This is a genomic window from Bacteroides togonis (genome assembly GCF_900130135.1).
Taxonomy (GTDB): Bacteria; Bacteroidota; Bacteroidia; order Bacteroidales; family Bacteroidaceae; genus Bacteroides; species Bacteroides pullorum.
The window spans coordinates 3,722,104-3,739,824 of sequence record NZ_LT670820.1 but is presented as its reverse complement, the minus strand read 5'-3'; the positions used below and the strand labels follow the sequence as shown (position 1 = coordinate 3,739,824).

Here is a 17,721-nt window from a genome sequence, read left to right as displayed (position 1 = left end):
ATCCGAATTATTCTTCGGTATATCGTTCGATGGTCTGTTCGCGGTCGGGACCTACGGACACAATCTTGATGGGCACACCCAGCTGCTCTTCGAGGAAGGACAGGTAGGCATTGAATTCTTCGGGGAACTCGTCCTCGCTCTGCATCTTGGTCATGTCGGTCTGCCAACCGGGCAGCTCTACGTAGACAGGCTCCACGCCCTCGGCAATGTCGAAGGGGAAGTAGTCGATTTCCTCGCCGTTCATCTTGTAGGCCACACAAGCCTTGATGGTTTCGAACGTGTCGAGCACGTCGCTCTTCATCATGATGAGCTTCGTCACGCCGTCTACCATGATGGCATATTTCAATGCTACGAGGTCGATCCATCCGCAACGACGACGACGGCCGGTGACGGAACCGAATTCGTGTCCGAGGGTACAGATCTTGTCGCCCGTCTCGTCGAAGAGCTCGGTGGGGAAAGGACCGGCACCTACGCGCGTACAATAGGCTTTGAAGATGCCATAGACATCTCCAATCTTACAAGGAGCCACGCCCAAGCCCGTGCAGGCACCTGCACAGATGGTGTTGGACGAAGTAACGAAAGGATAAGAACCGAAATCGATATCGAGCATCGTGCCCTGTGCACCCTCGCAGAGGACAGACTTGCCTTCGTTCAGGAGGCCGTTGATTTCGTGTTCGCTGTCCACCAGCTGGAATTGCTTCAGGTATTCGATACCTTCGAACCAGGCCTTTTCGGCCTCAGCCAAGTCGTATTCGAAGTTCAGGCTCTTGAGTATCTGCTCGTGGCGGGCTTTGGCGGCGGCATACTTCTGGTCGAAGTTGTGCAGCAGGTCGCCCACGCGCAAACCGTTGCGACTCACCTTGTCGGTATAGGTAGGACCGATGCCCTTGCCTGTCGTACCCACTTTGGCATCGCCCTTGGCAGCCTCATAGGCGGCGTCGAGCAGACGGTGGGTAGGCATGATGAGATGAGCCTTCTTCGAAATGTGAAGGCGTTGCTTCAGGTCGTGACCCGAGGCTTCGAGCGCTTCGGCCTCAGCCTTGAAGAGGGCCGGGTCGAGCACCACGCCGTTACCGATGATATTCACCTTATCGCCCTGGAAAATTCCCGAAGGAATCGAGCGGAGTACATACTTCTGGCCTTCGAACTCCAGCGTATGGCCGGCATTCGGGCCACCCTGAAAACGGGCCACCACGTCATAGCGCGGCGTCAGTACGTCGACGACTTTGCCTTTGCCTTCGTCGCCCCATTGTAATCCTAACAGTACATCTACTTTCATTTTTCTTTCTTATGAATGTTGTTTTTCAATTTTTTCTTGTTGGCCCGCTCGCACTTGCTGCACAACCCATAGATATAGAGAGAATAGTGTGTCAGGTTGAAGCGGCTGAGCTTGGTGTGCTCGATGGCGTGCTGGAGGTCTTCGTTCTGAAACTCCGTCACCTTGCCACACTGGGTACAGATCTGATGATGGTGCGTATCGCGGTTGTAGCTCTTCTCGTATTGCGACGAATTGCCGAACTGGTGCTTGATGACCAGCCGCGCGTTGATAAGCAGGATAATGGTGTTGTAGAGGGTAGCCCTGCTGACGCGGAACTTTTCCTGGTCGGCCATGAGCGAGTAGAGCGTGTCGATGTCGAAATGGCCGTCGATGGAGTAGATGGTATCGAGTATGGCATAGCGTTCGGGAGTCTTCCGATGCCCGTTCGCATTGAGATATTCGGTGAATATCTGCTTGACCGTATCTTTCACATTTTGAACCTCCATCCTTCAGTCCATTTTCTTTTTTATCAGCCAACAAAGTTAAGCCTTTTTTGTGGAAAGCAAGTAATAATAGAGATTTTTTCTTTAGAAACTACAGAGAAAGAGAAAAAAGAACTTCGAAGTAAGAACATAATATCTTAAGTAAGGACATAATATAACTACCTACTATTGATATTACTTTAATATGACTACAACAGACTAGTGATTATAGTTAGTATACCTACTTACTATCAACTACTACTTAACTACTCATTAACTACTCATCATAAGTAGTAACGATGAAAATCGGGAAAAGTTTCTTTTTTTTGTAACTTTTTTACTACTTTATTTTACAAAACCGCTATCAGAAGAAGAAATACCCGGGAAGAGTCCAACCTTAAAATCTTAGCTGAAAATCATAAATTTGCATACAAAAACTCTTTTCGATGGTTTGAAACCTTCCGAAATAACCAACTTGGCAACTTTTCAAGTAAAGAAAAATTACCTTCAAGGCATCCTCGAGAAATCTTCCATCTCATAATCCCCAATTCAGAATCGAGATTTCCGAATATCTCAAATCCCACAATTCTGAGACCAATTCATCCCGGACTTGTCAGATGCCTGAATATCATAAGTTTAACTACAAAATAACATACATTTTCGCGCTCGAAAATTCACAAAAAATCAATTAATACATTTTTTGCTGTTATTTCATAGGTTAAGAATGCAAATGTAAACAAAAGAGCTATTAAATCATATTAATTTAAGATAATATTTGTTATATGCAGAACAACTAAAATAAACTATTTACGTTATACTATTAAAGAGAAAGAAGAAAAAACAAAAGTCAGAAATAAAATGGAATTACATCAAAACCACCAATTACAACATAGACAACATGGCCCGAACCTTACAGGGACATTTCCATAGAGACAACAGGACATGGCCCAACAAGTATTTCCACAAAGCCATTGTTACAAATCTATCCGAAATACAAACAGAATATTAACCTAAAAACAACACGAATATGGCATTTTATAAAAAAGCATATAACCCCAAAACCAATGTGTATTATCCCCGCGCAATTACAATAGGCTCCGCCGTCAATACTGACCAAATAGCAGAAGCCTTAGCAAACAGGAGCACTGTCACCAAAACAGACGTCAAAGCAGTATTGACAGAAATGGCAGACGTCATGTCACAATACATGGCACAAGGCAAAAGTGTAAAACTGGAAGGCCTCGGCTCTTTCCGATTGGGATTAAACACAAAAGGCGTAGCAAACGAAGAAGACTTCGATTTCCAGACGCAACTACAACATGTAAAAGTAAACTTTACCCCCGAAACCAGCTACCCTGCCTCTACAGGGTCAGCCACCCGCAGCATGGTAAGCAAAAATATCGAATGGATTGAATACGACAAAGCACAGACCACACCCGGTACCGAAGAAGAAGGAAACCCATCTGAAGGAGAAGAAGGCGGAAGCCCGTTATAACAAGCTGAATTTCAACAAAAAGCAAACAAGCCGACAAATACAGAGCATATTTGTCGGCTCATTTGCCACTCGTAATCAGCAGGCTGGTTTTCCGTACTTGAAAGCTTAGCTACGGTAGTACTCTATCAAGAACTACCCCCATTTGAAACTGCTTATGACAGCTTCCAGTTCCTTTTCCCACAGGCTTTCATCTTCTCTCCTATAAGAGAGCGTCATGACAATATTTTGATCATCATTAGATAGTAGATAGGTATTCACGTTTGTGTGATAATTTCCTTCACCCTTCCTTGTGTATTCAATGTTTAGAGCATATATAGTTCCGATTCTAACCCACCTCACCTCGGGTTTTCCTAGCAATTCGTAATCCCCAACGTCTACTTCTTTTTGAAAATAGCGAATATCCTCAATAGACAGTTCTTCTTTTTCATCTGCTTTCAAGAATTCCCCCTTCTGCCCTTGTTCGAAATCAATAATGATCCGGCAATAAGTATTGATTGCAGAAGGGTTTCTTGCAACCAGTCCCTTTTGGATAAAGATGATGGGGGTTCTTTTAATACGTCTCCTTTTCCAGTGATAATCGTACATATCGGGCGTATAAATGCAATTTGTATCTTTTACTTCCATCGAAGGAGGTATTTTAATGCTAAATGCCCCATACATCTGATATGTATCCCAATCTTTCGTAAAATTTGACTGCTCCATTAAGACTGGTTCATCGTAATACCCCGATAAATACCGTTCCCGATTTTCTTCTTTCTTTTCTTCGATTTGTATATCGACAACGGTTCCCAATACACCCAATATCAATATGATTAATATAGCCAACGGGATTGCATATTTATTTTTCATTGCCGTTGAAAGCTTTTGAGGATTCTTTGAAACCTTGATATACCCAAATTGCAGCCAAGTATAATATAAATCCAACAATGGGAGTAACGAAGATAGCAGTCACAACATCATCCTCGTCTTGCCCTGCTGCTACGATTACCGTTAATATAAGACATAATACACATAATAGCCTATTGCATCCTACTGATAATGGGAACCAATAACTACGTGAGGGCATCTGCTTATTTTCATTCGGATTGGTTTCTTTTATTGTCTTAATGTTCGTTTGGTGTTCATCAATGACAATATGATTTTTCTTAGAATCTATTTCTTCTATTTTCATAGTATTAAAGTTAAAGTTTAGAAACAGCACAAAGACCGAAAATGAAAGCAATAGAGAGAAGTATTACTCCTGCGACAGTCCAACTTTTTTGTACTTTCTCAAATTCTTCCACCGATTTCCACGCTTTATTATTCCAGGCTATTTTATTTCCTCTTACACCTAACCAAAAAGAAATGATAAGACCTGGAATTGAAAACAAAATCCCTATATAAGGTATATTCATAAAGCAATATAACAGGAATAGTAGAACACCTAACCCTTTTTTCCCATTACCTAAACACCATATCCACCCCATTAAGAAGGCACCCCAATTGAAAGAATTGAATTTGGCTGGAAATGTTTTTTCATCAAAAGAGACATTAAAGCCCTTTTTGCAATGACGACACTTCATCACAGCATCTTTTTCACCCAAACATTTATCCACCACTAATTTTTCCCCACAATTTGAACAAACCGTCTTTTCCATAACAGCACTTTCATAATTATTATCTTCAGCTCCCAAGATAGTTATAAAAACAAAAAAGCGTGGAACTGCATGCCCACGTTCTGATTGGAGGTCCTGAGAAAACCTTGATACAAGTGTAGGAAATAGCAGCCCACGCTATATGCGTGAGAACCACTATGCTATCCTCTTGTATCAATTCGAAATTTCTCAGGTTTCCAATCACAAGATAAGCATAACGCTTCTTAAAATTCTAATATGTATTGTGCAGAGTCGCTACTCTTGCACGGCAAAAATATAAAAAAAGAACTGCACTCCAAAGGTTTAATAAAAACTTTTGAAGTACAGTTCTTTCTTTTTTTGAATTCCCCCTTCTTACTTACGCCTTTACCCTCCTACTTCATCCTTTACCAAACCATATAGAAGTTGCTCCGATTCTTTCGATGAATCTTTCATACCGTCCACACATCGGCAAGCCCTGAACGCATGTTCCTCGCTATGCTCCATGAAGCGGCGGAGGGCGGCGGAAACGGCATTGCGTACTGCATAAGAACCGGCGAGGAAACACGACACGGCCTGGTCGAGAAACTCATTGGCCACACGATCTTCCATATCGCCCTTCTTCTGAAGCAGACGAGCGATGGTGAGAAAGCCGCACACCTGCGCCAACTCGCGTTCGTCCGCTATCCAACGAAAAGCCTTGGCGGGTGCATAGGGCAGGTGCTGGAAAAGGTTCATCGACGTGAGTTCGGCAATCTCGACCGTGGGCATGGTGTCTATCCATATGTCGGCAATCTCGGGCAGGAAGGTTTCGACGGGCTGGAGCAAACCGGCCAGTATCTTGCACTCACGGATGTCTTCCTTCCATAAAGCCTGAGCCAAAGTGTGATTCTTTTCATAGGCGGCAGCAATCCCCTTGATGCGGGGCAGCTCGACACCAAAGTTCAGTTTATAGACAAGCCCCTTCTCGCGCATGCTTTGCGACACAGCTCCGTTCATCGAAAGTCGGAGCTGGGTCTTGAGATCTTTCAGTTGTTCGTGTAAATCCATCATTCAAATATATAGAAAATAACAATATAAGACTGTTTCTTGGGACACTTTAGGCACGAACGACACGAATTGTCACATCGGTTTGTCCGTGAAAATCCGTGGCATCCGTGCCTAAAGACAGGTATAGCGTACGTCAGACCTTATTCGTTGACGTAAGGCAGGGTGGCGTAATCCTTACTATAACGGAGCATCTGCTCGGCATAGCCTTCGTCGTAGGTCACCTTCACGTCGGTGATGTTGCCTTCGGCATCGGCCACAGGCTCATACTTCGGATTGACAAAACCTTTGTAAGGAGCCAGGTTCAGTTTCTTGTAACGTTCGAGTACCTCGGCATGCAGTTCGGGATCGACCTTCACGGCATAGTTTTCGACCAGCTGGCGGGCACCTTCGAAGTCGCCTGTCGACTTGATGCGCTGGATTTCGGCCAGCAATTCGCCGAAGAGGGTGCGCACCTTGGCGTAGTCGTTCACTACCACGTAGGTCTTGCCGTCCTTCTTCTTCAATTCAACCACCTTGTCGGCCGCTCCCTTCTCGTACACCCAACGAGCGATGAGGGCACGGTTGCGCATGTGGGCTTCCTCAATCTGATTACCCGGCTCGATACGTACCAACTGAGTCATCAAGCCGTTCATCAGGTAGGTATAGAACTGGGCCTTGTAGGCATCGGCATCAGGCAGGAGTCCCAACTCAACCAGCTTGGGATCGGCCACATAGTAGAGGCCGAACAAGTCAGCACGGGCTTCTTCGATAGTAGAGCCGTAAGCCTTCAGGGCGTCGGGATCGACACCAGGAAGCAGCTTGCCCGAACCGTGGCCGAGACATTCGTGCAGGTCGGTATGAAGCTCGTCGGTCAGGTCGGCATACTTGTTGATATTATCCAGTTCGGCCTGGCTATAAACAAACTCTTCGTTGAAGCCATTGCCATGGGCGGCCTTATTGTAGGCATCGGTGATGTTGCCGATGGTCACCGACTTGGAGCCATGCTGGCTACGTATCCAGTTGGCATTAGGCAGGTTGATGCCGATGGCCGTGGCAGGATAGAGGTCGCCAGCCAAGATGGCGGCGGTGATAACCTTGGCCGAAACGCCTTTCACTTCTTCTTTCTTGAATTGCTTGTCCACGGGCGAATGGTCTTCGAACCACTGAGCATTGGCACTGATAGTTTCCGTACGACGAGTAGCCTCAAGGTCCTTGAAGTTGACAAGCGACTCCCAGCTGGCCTTCATACCCAGCGGATCGCCATAGCTTTCGGTAAAGCCGTTCACGAAATCCACGCGCGAATTCAGATCCTTCACCCACAGGATGGCATAATCGTCGAAGGTCTTCAGGTCGCCTGTTTCGTAGTACTCCACCAATTTGGCGATGACGGCTTTCTGTTCGGGTGTCTCGGCTACGCCTTCGGCTTTCTTCAGCCAGTAGACAATCTTCTCGAGTGCCTGACCGTAAAGTCCACCCACCTTCCATACCTTTTCTTGAACACGGCCGTTTTCCTTCACCAAACGGCTGTTTAGTCCATAGGAAACGGGCGTTTCGTCCTTGGGATCCTTCAGGGCGTTGTAGAAGTCTTCGGCTTCCTTCTGCGTCACACCCTCATAGTAGTTGCAGGCGGAGGTGAGCACCAGGTCTTCGCCATCGGCCTGATTGACGCGCTTGGGCATCACGGCCGGATCGAAAATGACGGGGAAAATCTCGTCACAGAATTGCTCCAGCGTCTGCCCTTCGGCCAAAGGAAGCTCAGAAGCATCGACACTGGCCAAAGCCTGCTTGAAGAATTCGGGAGTGAAGCCCGGCACAAACTTTTCGCATCCGTAGTGATGATGAATGCCGTTAGAGAACCATACGCGCTTGAGGTAAACCTCCATTGCCTTGAAGTCGGCCGACTGTTTGTCGCCCTTATAACCTGTATAAACGGCCTCCAATACCTTACGAATGCGAAGATTGTATTTACCATTCTGGTCAAAGAGAATATCCCGACCTTGCAAAGCGGCTTCTGTCAGATAATAAACCAGTTGTTTTTGCTGGAGTGAGAGTTCCTCAAATCCAGGTACGCGATAGCGTAAAATCTGTAAATCAGCAAATTGTTCCACGTTATAATCAAATTTTTCTGCCTCAGCAGTCGTTTGTTGAGAAGCGCCTCCACATGCCGTCAGCATAGACAAGGCAGCTACCATTGAAAAGAAATGCTTTTTCATATTATCAGCTTATTGGGATTACAAATAAAAAAGGAAGTATCCGGGGAGGGAAAATCCCCAGATATTTCCTTTCAATCTATCTCCTCTTCAGGAGTCGGATTATTTTTTCTTTTCCGCATGCTTCTTGCGGTAGCTGTTAGGTGTTTCACCTACATTCTTATAGAAAGCGGCATAGAAAGACTGACGATTGGCAAAACCTACCATCGTACTGATTTCCTCCACATTCTTGTCGGCATACCGCTTGTCCTTCAGCAAATGCATAGCTTCTTTCACACGATATTCGTTCAAAAGACAGGAATAATTCATTCCGAAACGAGAATTGACTACAGCAGACAAGTAACGGGTATTGGTTTCCAACTCTTTGGCCAAATCTTTGGCAGAATAGTCACGATCTCTGTACTTTTTCTGCACAACAATGATATTAAGGATCTTGTCATACAGTTCGTCAGCCAACTCTGGACGGATCAATGCGCGATAAGCCGCATCTTTTTCTTTTTTCTCACGCAAATTATAGGGGCGTTTTTTCGGAGCCTCTTCTTGCGTTTTGTTTTCTAAATCACTCATCAAATAAACTGGTTAGGGGTTGTACATTAATTGCCTATTTTATAAGGCTTGACAAAAGTCTGTTTTTTTTTTGAAATATGCAAGAATTATGGTACTTTTTTTCAACGTCGAAAGGATAAAAAAAGTTGAATAAAGGAATAATTATTTAACACTTCCCTCCAAAATTGAAGAAAGCTTTTCCGAACATTCATGAGAAGAGAGAAACGGATATTCAAATAATTGCTGTATTTTTGCCCAAGAAAAAAAGCAGACAGCAACTGATGAACCCAATACAACAAGTACTTAAAACCTATTTTGGATATACCGATTTCCGTCCATTACAAGAGGAAATTATCAGCCACCTGCTACTGAATAAAGATGCACTGGTGCTGATGCCGACAGGTGGCGGGAAGTCTGTCTGCTACCAAGTGCCAGCCATCATTTGCAAAGGGACTGCCATTGTGGTATCACCACTCATCTCACTCATGAAAGACCAGGTAGAGAGTCTCCGAAACAATGGTATCGCCGCAGCAGCTCTGAACAGCAACAACGACGAAACGGAAAACCTACGCATTCGACGTGCCTGCATGGAAGGGAAATTAAAGTTACTCTATATCTCTCCCGAAAAGCTGGTGGCAGAAGCCAATTATTTCCTGCGCGACATACACGTTTCCTTCTTCGCCATCGACGAAGCACACTGCATCTCGCAATGGGGACACGACTTCCGTCCCGAATACACCCAACTTGGCATTTTACGTAGTCTCTTCCCACAAACACCCGTTATCGCCCTTACCGCTACGGCAGACAAGTTGACACGCGAAGACATTGTCAAGCAACTTCACCTGCGAGAGCCTCGTATCTTCCTTTCTTCATTTGACCGTCCTAACCTGAGCCTCACCGTCAAACGGGGATACCAATCGAAGGAAAAGAATAAAGCCATCCTTGAATTCATTGCCCAACATCGGGGAGAAAGTGGCATCATCTATTGCATGAGCCGAAAAAATACGGAAAACGTGGCACAAATGCTACAAAAAAACGGTATCCGAACCGCCATCTACCACGCAGGACTAGAAACCGAAAAGCGTAACCGTGCGCAAGACGACTTCATCAACGACCGAGTACAAGTGGTATGTGCCACCGTCGCCTTCGGCATGGGCATCGACAAGAGCAACGTGCGGTGGGTCATCCACTACAACCTGCCCAAGAGCATTGAGAGTTTCTATCAGGAAATAGGACGTGCAGGACGCGACGGCTTGCCGAGCGACACGCTACTCTTCTATTCGATGGCCGACCTCATCATGCTAACCAAATTTGCAACCGAAAGTGGACAAAGTGAAATCAATTTGGAAAAACTCCAACGCATGCAACAATATGCCGAGGCCGACATTTGCCGCCGACGCATCCTGCTGAACTACTTCGGCGAGCAACGAATGCACGATTGCGGCAATTGCGACGTATGCAAAAATCCTCCTGAACGATTCGATGGTACCATCATCGTGCAAAAAGCATTGAGTGCTATCGCCCGTACCAACCAGCAGGTAGGCACCCCGATGCTGGTAGACATCCTGCGCGGCAATCTGAATGCAGAACTGAAAGAAAAAGGTTATCACCAACTGAAAACCTATGGTGCCGGACGCGATATACCGGCCCGCGACTGGCAGGACTACCTGCTACAGATGTTGCAAATGGGATATTTCGAGGTGGCCTACAACGAAAGCAACCATCTGAAGATTACTCCAGCCGGAAGTGATGTGCTATTTGGCAGGGAAAAGGCACACCTGGTAGTGATACGTAGAGAAGAGATATCGGCCACACGAGGAAGGAAAAAAAGAACATCTGCTCCCGTCATGCGCGAACTGTCTCTGGGCATGGAAAGCGGAGAAAGCACCGACCTTTTCGAAGCTCTTAGAAGCCTACGCAAACGGCTAGCAGACGAAGAGGTACTGCCTGCTTACCTCGTTCTGTCCGACAAAGTTCTGCATCTGCTGGCCGTTCAACGACCAACCACGCTCGACGCTTTCGGCAACGTAAGCGGCATCAGCGACTATAAGAAAAAGAAATATGGGAAAGAGTTTGTAAAGCTCATCCGAAATTTTGTCTGATACTCTACTTTCCTATTTGCATTGATTCATCAACTCTCGTACCTCACTTTGAGGCACGCCCAACGATACTGCTTTTTCCAGATCGCGTTTGGCCAGTGTTTTCTTCTTTAACATCAGATGTACACGACCACGCATCAGATAAGCTTCCGATTGACGAGGATCAAGGCGAATGGCCTCATCCAAATCCAGCAAGGCTTGGTCGGGCTTCAACATGTCAAGCTCCACACCGGCACGAACCACACAAACAGTGGCCAATTCACCAGTGGTATAAGGTCTCGTCCCGCCTTTATCGGCCAGCATACCATCCAACACGACCAACGCTTCATCATAACGAACTTCCCTTTGACACAAAGTTGCCAGTCCCAAACGAGCGCTATAATTCTGTGGATCCACTTTCAGAAGCGTATCGTAATCAAGGCGGGCAAACTTGTAGTCACGTTGCTGCATATAAATATAGGCCCGCATCAATAATGCTTCAACATTGTGAGGCTCTAATTCAATAACCTGTGAATAATCTGCACGCGCCTTGTCATTCTGCCCCAGCTCAAGCGAAAGAGTAGCATGATTCATCAAAATAGGTACAGACATGGGAGCCATGTTCAAAGCTAATCGATAAGACTCCAAAGCCTGCTCATAGCGACGCTGGCTACGTTGAATGGTACCCAAATTGGAAAAGAGAAGGGCATTGCGCGGATTGGCTGGCTCCAGTTTCAAGGCCTGACGGATACACTTTTCTGCTAATTCAAGGCTATCTTGTTCTGTAGCGGCTACGGCACGTTCACACCATTCATCATAGGTTTGTGACAGAGCTATAAGGCAAGAGACCAGAGTTAAAAAGATGGATAGAACGATTTTCCTCATATTTATTCTAGTTAATATACTAATAACGATGCGCAATCAATACAATCCCGCCGACAAGTAGCGCTCGCCTGTATCGGGCAGGAGCACCACAATGCGTTTGCCTTGCAGATCGGAACGGGAAGCCAACGTGCACGCGGCATGGAGGGCAGCCCCCGAAGAAATGCCCGCCAACAGACCTTCGGTAGCAGCCAGTTCACGAGCGGCACGAAAGGCGTCGTCGTCGGCCACGGAAAGCACCTCGTCGATGACAGAAGCATCGTAATTGCCGGGCACGAAGTTGGCGCCGATGCCCTGCAGGCGATGCGGCCCCGCCTTACCGCCACTGAGTACGGGCGAGGAAGCGGGCTCAACAGCTACCACACGTACAGCAGCGTTATGCTTCTTCAACGCACGGGCCACGCCGCTGACGGTGCCGCCCGTACCGACGCCCGCCACAAAGACATCGACCTGCCCGTCCGTGTCGGCCCACACTTCCTCGCCGGTGGTGCGCTCGTGCACGGCGGCGTTCGCGGGATTATCGAACTGTTGGAGGATGACGGCGTCGGACGTAGCGTCACGCAGGGCTTCGGCCTTGGCAATGGAACCCGCCATACCCTCGGCACCAGGTGTCAACACGATCTCCGCACCCAGCGCCTTCAGCAGGTTGCGGCGTTCGAGACTCATCGTCTCGGGCATGGTGAGGACGAGGCGGTAGCCCTTGATCGTGGCTACCATAGCCAGTCCAATGCCCGTATTGCCGCTGGTGGGCTCGATGAGCGTAGCGCCCGGACGCAGCAGGCCGCGCGCCTCGGCATCCTCGATCATGGCCAGGGCGGTACGTGCCTTGACGCTGCCCGAGGGGTTGAACATCTCCAACTTCGCCACCAGCGGGCACGTCAGGCCGTGCAGGCGGCTGTAGGCCACAAGCTCCATAAGCGGCGTGCGGCCCACAAGGTCGATGAGATTCCTGGCTATCATGGTATGTCAGGCTTTTTTCAAATAATCTACCAACCAGGCGCCGACCTCCTTCGTACCGTACTTGGCACCGCCTTCCACCTGAATCTCAGGGGTGCGTACGTTGGCATCGAGCGAAGCATCGACCGCACGACGTATTAAGGCACCCTCTTCCTTGAGGTTGAAGTACTCGAAGAGCATGGCCACGGACAGTACCTGCGCCAGCGGATTGGCGATGTTCAGCCCCTTGGCCTGCGGCCACGAACCGTGGATGGGCTCGAATACCGGCGTGCTCTCGCCCGTAGAGGCTGAGGGAAGCAGCCCCATCGAACCGCTGATAACGGAACCCTCGTCGGTGAGGATGTCGCCAAAGGTATTCTCGGTCACCATGACGTCGAAGAAACGCGGTTCCTGAATCATCTTCATGGCAGCGTTGTCCACGAACATGTAGTCGGTCGTCACTTCGGGATATTGCGGAGCCATCTCCTGGGCAATCTGACGCCAAAGGCGGGAAGAGGCCAACACATTGGCCTTGTCGACTACGGTGAGATGCTTGCGGCGCTTCATGGCGTACTCGAAGCCGACGCGAAGGATGCGCTCCACCTCGGGACGGGTGTAGTAGTTCGTATCCCAGGCCTTGTCGTTGTCCTGGTACTTCTCACCGAAATACATGCCACCCGTCAGCTCGCGGATGCAGAGGAAGTCGGCGCCTTCGACCAGTTCGGCACGCAGGGGCGACTTGTGCAGGAGGCACTTGAAGGTCTGCACCGGGCGGATGTTGGCAAAGAGACCCAGCTTCTTACGCATGGCCAGCAGTCCCTGTTCGGGACGCACCTTGGCCGTAGGGTCGTTGTCGAACTTGGGGTCGCCCACGGCGGAGAAGAGCACGGCATCCGCGTTCTTGCATACCTGATAGGTCTCTTCGGGGAAGGGGTCGCCCACCTCGTCGATGGCATGTGCGCCGCAGAGGGCATATTCGTACGACACCTTGTGACCAAACTTCTCGCATACGGCGGTCATTACATCCACCCCTACGGCGGATATTTCGGGGCCGATACCGTCACCGGCCAACACTGCTACTTTCAGTTCCATGTTGTTTATTCGTTGTTTTTTAGTAATTCTTCTACTTTATCTTTGTATTGCTTGTTCTTGAGGCGCACGCGGTCGGCGGCGATAAAGCCTGCGGTGAGCAGGGCCGCCGTCACGAGGCTGACCAGCAGATTTCCGTCTTTCCACTCCTCGCCGGGGCTTATCCAGCGTAACAGGCCGTTGACGGCCAGCAGCAGGACGAAGACCAGCACGTAGCGCTGCCAGGGTTTCAGGTGTATCTTCTTCATATCCGATTCTCGCTTTTGGGGCTCAAAATAAGCATTTTATTCCGTATCTCCGGCTCTAATTTTTCTTAAAACTACACTGTTTCCCAACCTTCTTCCGAGAGACGGACCGGAAACACGCCGCTCCGCTCCGAACTACACGCCGGTGCGGTCACAACTACACGCTGCTCCGGTCTCGGCTACACGCTGCTCCGGTTCCGGCTACACGCCGGTGTTTTGCAAAGGGGATTCCGAAGGCTCTCCAAAGCCGTCCTCGATGAGGTTCAGCATCTTCATCGTAGCCTTGATGGCCGCCTCCGTCTGGTCGGCGTCCAGTCCGCGGGTGCGGAACACCTTGTCGTCGAAGCTCCACGTGATGACCGTCTGTACGAAAGCGTCCGTGCGCCCGCCGGGGGGGATGCTGACGGCGTAGTTGGTCAGCATGGGGAAGCGCCGGCCCAGCGTACCCTTGTACACCTTGCGCAGGGCGCGGACGAAGGCGTCGTACTGACCGTCGCCGCTGCTGTTCTCCTCGTACTCCTTGCCGTTGATTTCCACCTTGATGGTGGCCATCGGCTTCAGCCCGTAGGCCAGGTTGACGATGTAGCTCTTCAGCTTGACGCATTCGGTGCGGACGTCGTGCTTCAGCACGTCGGAAACGATGTAGGGCAGGTCTTCCTGCGTGACGAGCTCCTTCTTGTCGCCCAGCTCGATGATGCGCTCGGTCACCTTGCGCATCGACTCGTCGTCCAGCTGTAGCCCCAGGTCTTCCAGGTTCTTGCGGATGTTGGCCTTACCGGAGTTCTTGCCCAAGGCATACTCGCGCCGTCGGCCGAAGCGTTCGGGCAGCAGATCGTTGTAATAGAGGTTGCGCTTGTTGTCGCCGTCGGCATGTACGCCCGCCACCTGCGTGAAGACGTTTTCGCCCACAATGGGCTTGTTGGCAGGGATGGCAATGCCGGAGTACGACTCCACGACACGGCTCACCTCGTTCAGGCGGCTTTCGTCGATGCCAGTCACGGCATTGAAGTGGTCCTTCAGAATGGCTTGCACACTGGCCAACGGTGCGTTGCCGGCACGTTCGCCCAGGCCGTTGATGGTGGTGTGCAATCCTCGGCAACCGCTCAGCACGGCGGCCAGCACGTTGGACACGGCCAGGTCATAGTCGTTGTGGGCATGGAAATCGAAATGAGTATCAGGATAACGCTTCTTCATCTTGCGCATAAACTCAATGACCTGCAGGGGGTTGAGTATGCCCAGCGTATCGGGCAGCATGAAGCGGCGGATACCTGTATCGGCAAGGGCGTCCATCAGCTGGAAGACGTATTCGGGCGAGTCCTTCATACCATTGCTCCAATCTTCGAGGTAAACATTGACCTCCATGTCGAGCCCCTCGGCGTAGTCCACTACCGCACGGATGTCGGCGATGTGTTCCTCGGGCGTCTTCTTCAGCTGGTAGGTGCAGTGTTTGAGCGAGCCCTTGCACAGCAAGTTGATGACACGGCACCCTGCGGAGTGTATCCAGTCTACAGACGCATGCCCGTCCACAAAGCCGAGCACCTCGACACGTTGCAACAGGCCACGTCGAGCAGCCCAGTCGCAAATCATGCGTACGGCATCGGCCTCGCCGTCGGACACGCGGGCGGAGGCAACCTCGACGCGATCCACCTTCAGCTCCTCGAGCAGCAAACGAGCTATCATCAGCTTCTCGTGGGGCACGAAAGAGACGCCGCTAGTCTGCTCCCCGTCGCGCAGAGTGGTGTCCATGATTTCTATTTTGACTTGTTTTCCCATGCTTCTATCTTATCTTTATTTTCCACAAGGAAGTCGATGTCGTCCAGTCCGTTCATCAGGCAATGCTTCTTGTAGGCATTGATTTCGAAGGTCTCGCTACGGCCCGTTGCCTTGTTGGTCACGGTCTGGGCGGGCAGGTTCACTTCCACCTCAGTCTTGGGGTCAGCGGCGATGCTTTCGAACAGTTCCTTCAGGAAACCTTCGCTCACCACGACAGGGAGCACGAAGTTGTTCAGTTCGTTGTTCTTGTGAATATCGGCAAAGAAACTGGAGATAACTACGCGGAAGCCATACCCGGCAATGGCCCAGGCAGCATGTTCGCGGCTGGAGCCCGAACCGAAGTTCTTGCCGGCCACGAGGATGCAGCCGCTGTAGGTGGGGTTGTTCAGCACGAAGTCCTTGTTCAGTGTGCCGTCGGCATTGTAGCGCCAGTCGCGGAAGAGGTTGTCGCCGAAAAACTTCTCCTCGCGGGTTGTCGCCTTGAGGAAGCGGGCGGGGATGATCTGGTCTGTATCCACGTTCTCCAACGGAAGGGGAACGCAGGTGGAGGTTATGATGTTAAATTTCTGTTTCATTATTCGTCTATTGAATGTTACGATACATCTTTTCTTTGTTCTCAATAAAGCAATGATTTGCAGTCCTTAAAGCAGTGCTTTACGGACTACAAAACACTGTTTTAATCCAGCAATGTCCGCGGGTCGGTAATCACGCCCGTCACGGCGGCCGCGGCAGCAGTCAGCGGGCTGGCCAGCAGTGTGCGCGAACCGGGGCCTTGACGTCCTTCGAAGTTGCGGTTCGACGTGGACACGGCATACTTGCCCGCAGGCACCTTGTCGTCATTCATCGCCAGACAGGCCGAACAGCCCGGCTGACGGATTTCGAAACCAGCCTCGGCCAATATTTTGTCCAGCCCTTCCTCACGTATCTGCGCATCGACCATCCACGAGCCGGGCACCAGCCAAGCCACCACGTGCGGAGCCTTCTTGCGTCCCTTGGCGATGGAGGCAAAAGCACGGAAGTCTTCGATGCGACCGTTGGTGCAAGCACCAAGGAACACGTAGTCCACTGTCTTGCCCAACAAAGACTCGCCCGGCTCGAAGCCCATGTAGCCCAGCGATTTCTTGAACGAAGTCTGTGCCGCCTCGCCCATGCCTTCGGTCGTAGGGATGTGAGCGGTGATACCCATGCCCATGCCGGGGTTGGTACCGTAAGTAATCATCGGCTCGATGTCGGCGGCGTCGAAACGTACTTCCTTGTCGAAAACGGCATCGTCATCGCTCTTCAGCATCTTCCAATAAGCCACAGCCTTGTCCCACGCTTCGCCCTTCGGAGCATATTCACGACCTTTGATGTAGGCGAAGGTCACCTCGTCGGGTGCCACCATGCCGCCGCGTGCCCCCATCTCGATGGAGAGGTTACACAAAGTCAGACGGCCCTCCATCGTCAGGCTGCGTACGGCCTCGCCCGCATATTCCACGAAATAGCCCGTAGCACCGCTGGTTGTCATCTTCGACATCATGTAGAGAGCCAGGTCCTTGGCCGTCACTCCCTTGCCCAGCCTACCATCGACGGTAATACGCATCGTTTTGGGCCGTGTCTGGAGGATACATTGCGAAGCCATTACCATCTCCACCTCGCTGGTACCGATACCAAAGGCTACGGCACCCATCGCTCCGTGGGTCGAGGTATGGGAGTCGCCGCAGACAATGGTCATACCCGGCAACGTCAGTCCCCGTTCAGGACCTACAACGTGAATGATGCCGTTCTTTGGATTCATCATGCCGAAGTGTGTCAAGCCAAATTCCTCGGCATTCTTTGCCAACGTATCTACTTGTGTACGAGAAACCGGGTCTTCAATCGGCTTGTCCTGATCATGCGTCGGCGTGTTATGATCGGGCATGCAAAATATCTTCTCAGGACGGAAACAACGAAGACCGCGGGCACGCAAACCCTCGAAAGCTTGAGGACTGGTTACCTCGTGGCAATAGAGACGGTCGATGTAAAGTTGTGTAGGGCCGTCCTCTACCTTCTGTACCACGTGGGCGTCCCATATTTTATCAAAGAGTGTATTCATATCTATCAATG

The 17,721-nt window shown here is 50.0% G+C and carries 17 protein-coding genes; 2 read left to right on the top strand and 15 right to left on the bottom strand.

The annotated features are described in order from the left end of the window. Positions 1-7 precede the first annotated feature (7 nt). Together BQ8005_RS15805 and BQ8005_RS15800 are read right to left on the bottom strand one after the other, a co-directional pair. On the bottom strand, positions 8-1,279 hold the full coding sequence (locus BQ8005_RS15805; protein ID WP_075318698.1) for an adenylosuccinate synthase: 1,272 nt from the start codon (positions 1,277-1,279) through the stop codon (positions 8-10). Beyond that, on the bottom strand, positions 1,276-1,764 hold the full coding sequence (locus BQ8005_RS15800) for a Fur family transcriptional regulator (protein WP_021847110.1): 489 nt from the start codon (positions 1,762-1,764) through the stop codon (positions 1,276-1,278). The genes BQ8005_RS15805 and BQ8005_RS15800 overlap by 4 nt, the downstream gene beginning before the upstream one ends. A 1,003-nt stretch (positions 1,765-2,767) precedes the next feature. Here BQ8005_RS15800 and BQ8005_RS15795 point away from each other — a divergent pair. After that, positions 2,768-3,235 (top strand): HU family DNA-binding protein, encoded by a 468-nt coding sequence (locus BQ8005_RS15795; protein WP_075318697.1) that lies wholly within the window; start codon positions 2,768-2,770, stop codon positions 3,233-3,235. A gap of 132 nt (positions 3,236-3,367) precedes the next feature. Here BQ8005_RS15795 and BQ8005_RS15790 read toward each other — a convergent pair whose 3' ends face one another. From BQ8005_RS15790 to BQ8005_RS15760, 6 genes are all read right to left on the bottom strand, one after another. Continuing rightward, positions 3,368-4,084, bottom strand: coding sequence for a hypothetical protein (locus BQ8005_RS15790; RefSeq protein ID WP_075318696.1), 717 nt, complete (start codon positions 4,082-4,084; stop codon positions 3,368-3,370). Beyond that, a complete protein-coding gene (locus BQ8005_RS15785) occupies positions 4,074-4,406 on the bottom strand; it encodes a hypothetical protein (protein WP_075318695.1) in 333 nt (110 codons plus the stop codon). Before BQ8005_RS15785 ends, BQ8005_RS15790 begins: the two co-directional genes overlap by 11 nt. A 10-nt stretch (positions 4,407-4,416) precedes the next feature. Further along, positions 4,417-4,872 carry a hypothetical protein gene (locus BQ8005_RS15780; RefSeq protein WP_159436283.1) on the bottom strand — a complete coding sequence of 152 codons (456 nt, stop codon included), beginning with the start codon at positions 4,870-4,872 and terminating at the stop codon, positions 4,417-4,419. 363 nt (positions 4,873-5,235) lie between these two features. Continuing rightward, the gene (locus BQ8005_RS15770; protein ID WP_075319303.1) at positions 5,236-5,898 is read right to left on the bottom strand and encodes a DNA alkylation repair protein; all 663 of its coding nucleotides are present in this window, start codon (positions 5,896-5,898) and stop codon (positions 5,236-5,238) included. A gap of 140 nt (positions 5,899-6,038) precedes the next feature. Then, positions 6,039-8,090 (bottom strand): dipeptidyl-peptidase 3 family protein, encoded by a 2,052-nt coding sequence (locus tag BQ8005_RS15765; RefSeq protein WP_075318693.1) that lies wholly within the window; start codon positions 8,088-8,090, stop codon positions 6,039-6,041. A 99-nt stretch (positions 8,091-8,189) separates the two neighbouring features. After that, positions 8,190-8,654, bottom strand: a complete 465-nt coding sequence (locus BQ8005_RS15760) for a helix-turn-helix domain-containing protein (RefSeq protein ID WP_021847113.1) — start codon at positions 8,652-8,654, stop codon at positions 8,190-8,192. A 269-nt stretch (positions 8,655-8,923) separates the two neighbouring features. Here BQ8005_RS15760 and recQ point away from each other — a divergent pair, with 269 nt between their 5' ends. Continuing rightward, positions 8,924-10,735, top strand: a complete 1,812-nt coding sequence (gene recQ, locus BQ8005_RS15755) for a DNA helicase RecQ (protein ID WP_075319302.1) — start codon at positions 8,924-8,926, stop codon at positions 10,733-10,735. A gap of 12 nt (positions 10,736-10,747) precedes the next feature. Here recQ and BQ8005_RS15750 read toward each other — a convergent pair whose 3' ends face one another. From BQ8005_RS15750 to leuC, 7 genes are all read right to left on the bottom strand, one after another. Continuing rightward, positions 10,748-11,596, bottom strand: coding sequence for a tetratricopeptide repeat protein (locus BQ8005_RS15750; protein ID WP_075318692.1), 849 nt, complete (start codon positions 11,594-11,596; stop codon positions 10,748-10,750). A gap of 36 nt (positions 11,597-11,632) precedes the next feature. Continuing rightward, positions 11,633-12,553: a cysteine synthase A gene (gene cysK, locus BQ8005_RS15745; protein ID WP_075318691.1), complete on the bottom strand. Its 921-nt coding sequence runs from the start codon at positions 12,551-12,553 to the stop codon at positions 11,633-11,635. Positions 12,554-12,559: 6 nt separating this feature from the next. Further along, complete coding sequence (gene leuB / locus BQ8005_RS15740; protein ID WP_021847117.1) at positions 12,560-13,621, bottom strand: 3-isopropylmalate dehydrogenase; 1,062 nt, start codon at positions 13,619-13,621, stop codon at positions 12,560-12,562. A gap of 5 nt (positions 13,622-13,626) precedes the next feature. Next, positions 13,627-13,866 (bottom strand): hypothetical protein, encoded by a 240-nt coding sequence (locus BQ8005_RS15735; protein WP_075318690.1) that lies wholly within the window; start codon positions 13,864-13,866, stop codon positions 13,627-13,629. A 198-nt stretch (positions 13,867-14,064) separates the two neighbouring features. Further along, positions 14,065-15,636: an alpha-isopropylmalate synthase regulatory domain-containing protein gene (locus tag BQ8005_RS15730; RefSeq protein ID WP_075318689.1), complete on the bottom strand. Its 1,572-nt coding sequence runs from the start codon at positions 15,634-15,636 to the stop codon at positions 14,065-14,067. Next, positions 15,615-16,211, bottom strand: a complete 597-nt coding sequence (gene leuD, locus BQ8005_RS15725; protein ID WP_075318688.1) for a 3-isopropylmalate dehydratase small subunit — start codon at positions 16,209-16,211, stop codon at positions 15,615-15,617. Before leuD ends, BQ8005_RS15730 begins: the two co-directional genes overlap by 22 nt. Positions 16,212-16,312: 101 nt before the next feature. Then, entirely contained in the window at positions 16,313-17,710 is a 1,398-nt protein-coding gene (gene leuC / locus BQ8005_RS15720; protein WP_075318687.1) for a 3-isopropylmalate dehydratase large subunit, read from the bottom strand. Between the last annotated feature and the right edge of the window lie 11 nt (positions 17,711-17,721).

Bases quoted from the DNA above. Each gene is read 5' to 3' on its own strand.
- BQ8005_RS15790 (WP_075318696.1), bottom strand. From the start codon at position 4,084: ATGAAAAATAAATATGCAATCCCGTTGGCTATATTAATCATATTGATA.
- BQ8005_RS15770 (WP_075319303.1), bottom strand. From the start codon at position 5,898: ATGGATTTACACGAACAACTGAAAGATCTCAAGACCCAGCTCCGACTT.
- BQ8005_RS15800 (WP_021847110.1), bottom strand. From the start codon at position 1,764: ATGGAGGTTCAAAATGTGAAAGATACGGTCAAGCAGATATTCACCGAA.
- BQ8005_RS15795 (WP_075318697.1), top strand. From the start codon at position 2,768: ATGGCATTTTATAAAAAAGCATATAACCCCAAAACCAATGTGTATTAT.
- BQ8005_RS15780 (WP_159436283.1), bottom strand. From the start codon at position 4,872: ATGGAAAAGACGGTTTGTTCAAATTGTGGGGAAAAATTAGTGGTGGAT.
- BQ8005_RS15760 (WP_021847113.1), bottom strand. From the start codon at position 8,654: ATGAGTGATTTAGAAAACAAAACGCAAGAAGAGGCTCCGAAAAAACGC.
- BQ8005_RS15805 (WP_075318698.1), bottom strand. From the start codon at position 1,279: ATGAAAGTAGATGTACTGTTAGGATTACAATGGGGCGACGAAGGCAAA.
- BQ8005_RS15785 (WP_075318695.1), bottom strand. From the start codon at position 4,406: ATGAAAATAGAAGAAATAGATTCTAAGAAAAATCATATTGTCATTGAT.
- BQ8005_RS15735 (WP_075318690.1), bottom strand. From the start codon at position 13,866: ATGAAGAAGATACACCTGAAACCCTGGCAGCGCTACGTGCTGGTCTTC.
- leuC (WP_075318687.1), bottom strand. From the start codon at position 17,710: ATGAATACACTCTTTGATAAAATATGGGACGCCCACGTGGTACAGAAG.
- BQ8005_RS15730 (WP_075318689.1), bottom strand. From the start codon at position 15,636: ATGGGAAAACAAGTCAAAATAGAAATCATGGACACCACTCTGCGCGAC.
- leuB (WP_021847117.1), bottom strand. From the start codon at position 13,621: ATGGAACTGAAAGTAGCAGTGTTGGCCGGTGACGGTATCGGCCCCGAA.
- BQ8005_RS15765 (WP_075318693.1), bottom strand. From the start codon at position 8,090: ATGAAAAAGCATTTCTTTTCAATGGTAGCTGCCTTGTCTATGCTGACG.
- leuD (WP_075318688.1), bottom strand. From the start codon at position 16,211: ATGAAACAGAAATTTAACATCATAACCTCCACCTGCGTTCCCCTTCCG.
- BQ8005_RS15750 (WP_075318692.1), bottom strand. From the start codon at position 11,596: ATGAGGAAAATCGTTCTATCCATCTTTTTAACTCTGGTCTCTTGCCTT.
- cysK (WP_075318691.1), bottom strand. From the start codon at position 12,553: ATGATAGCCAGGAATCTCATCGACCTTGTGGGCCGCACGCCGCTTATG.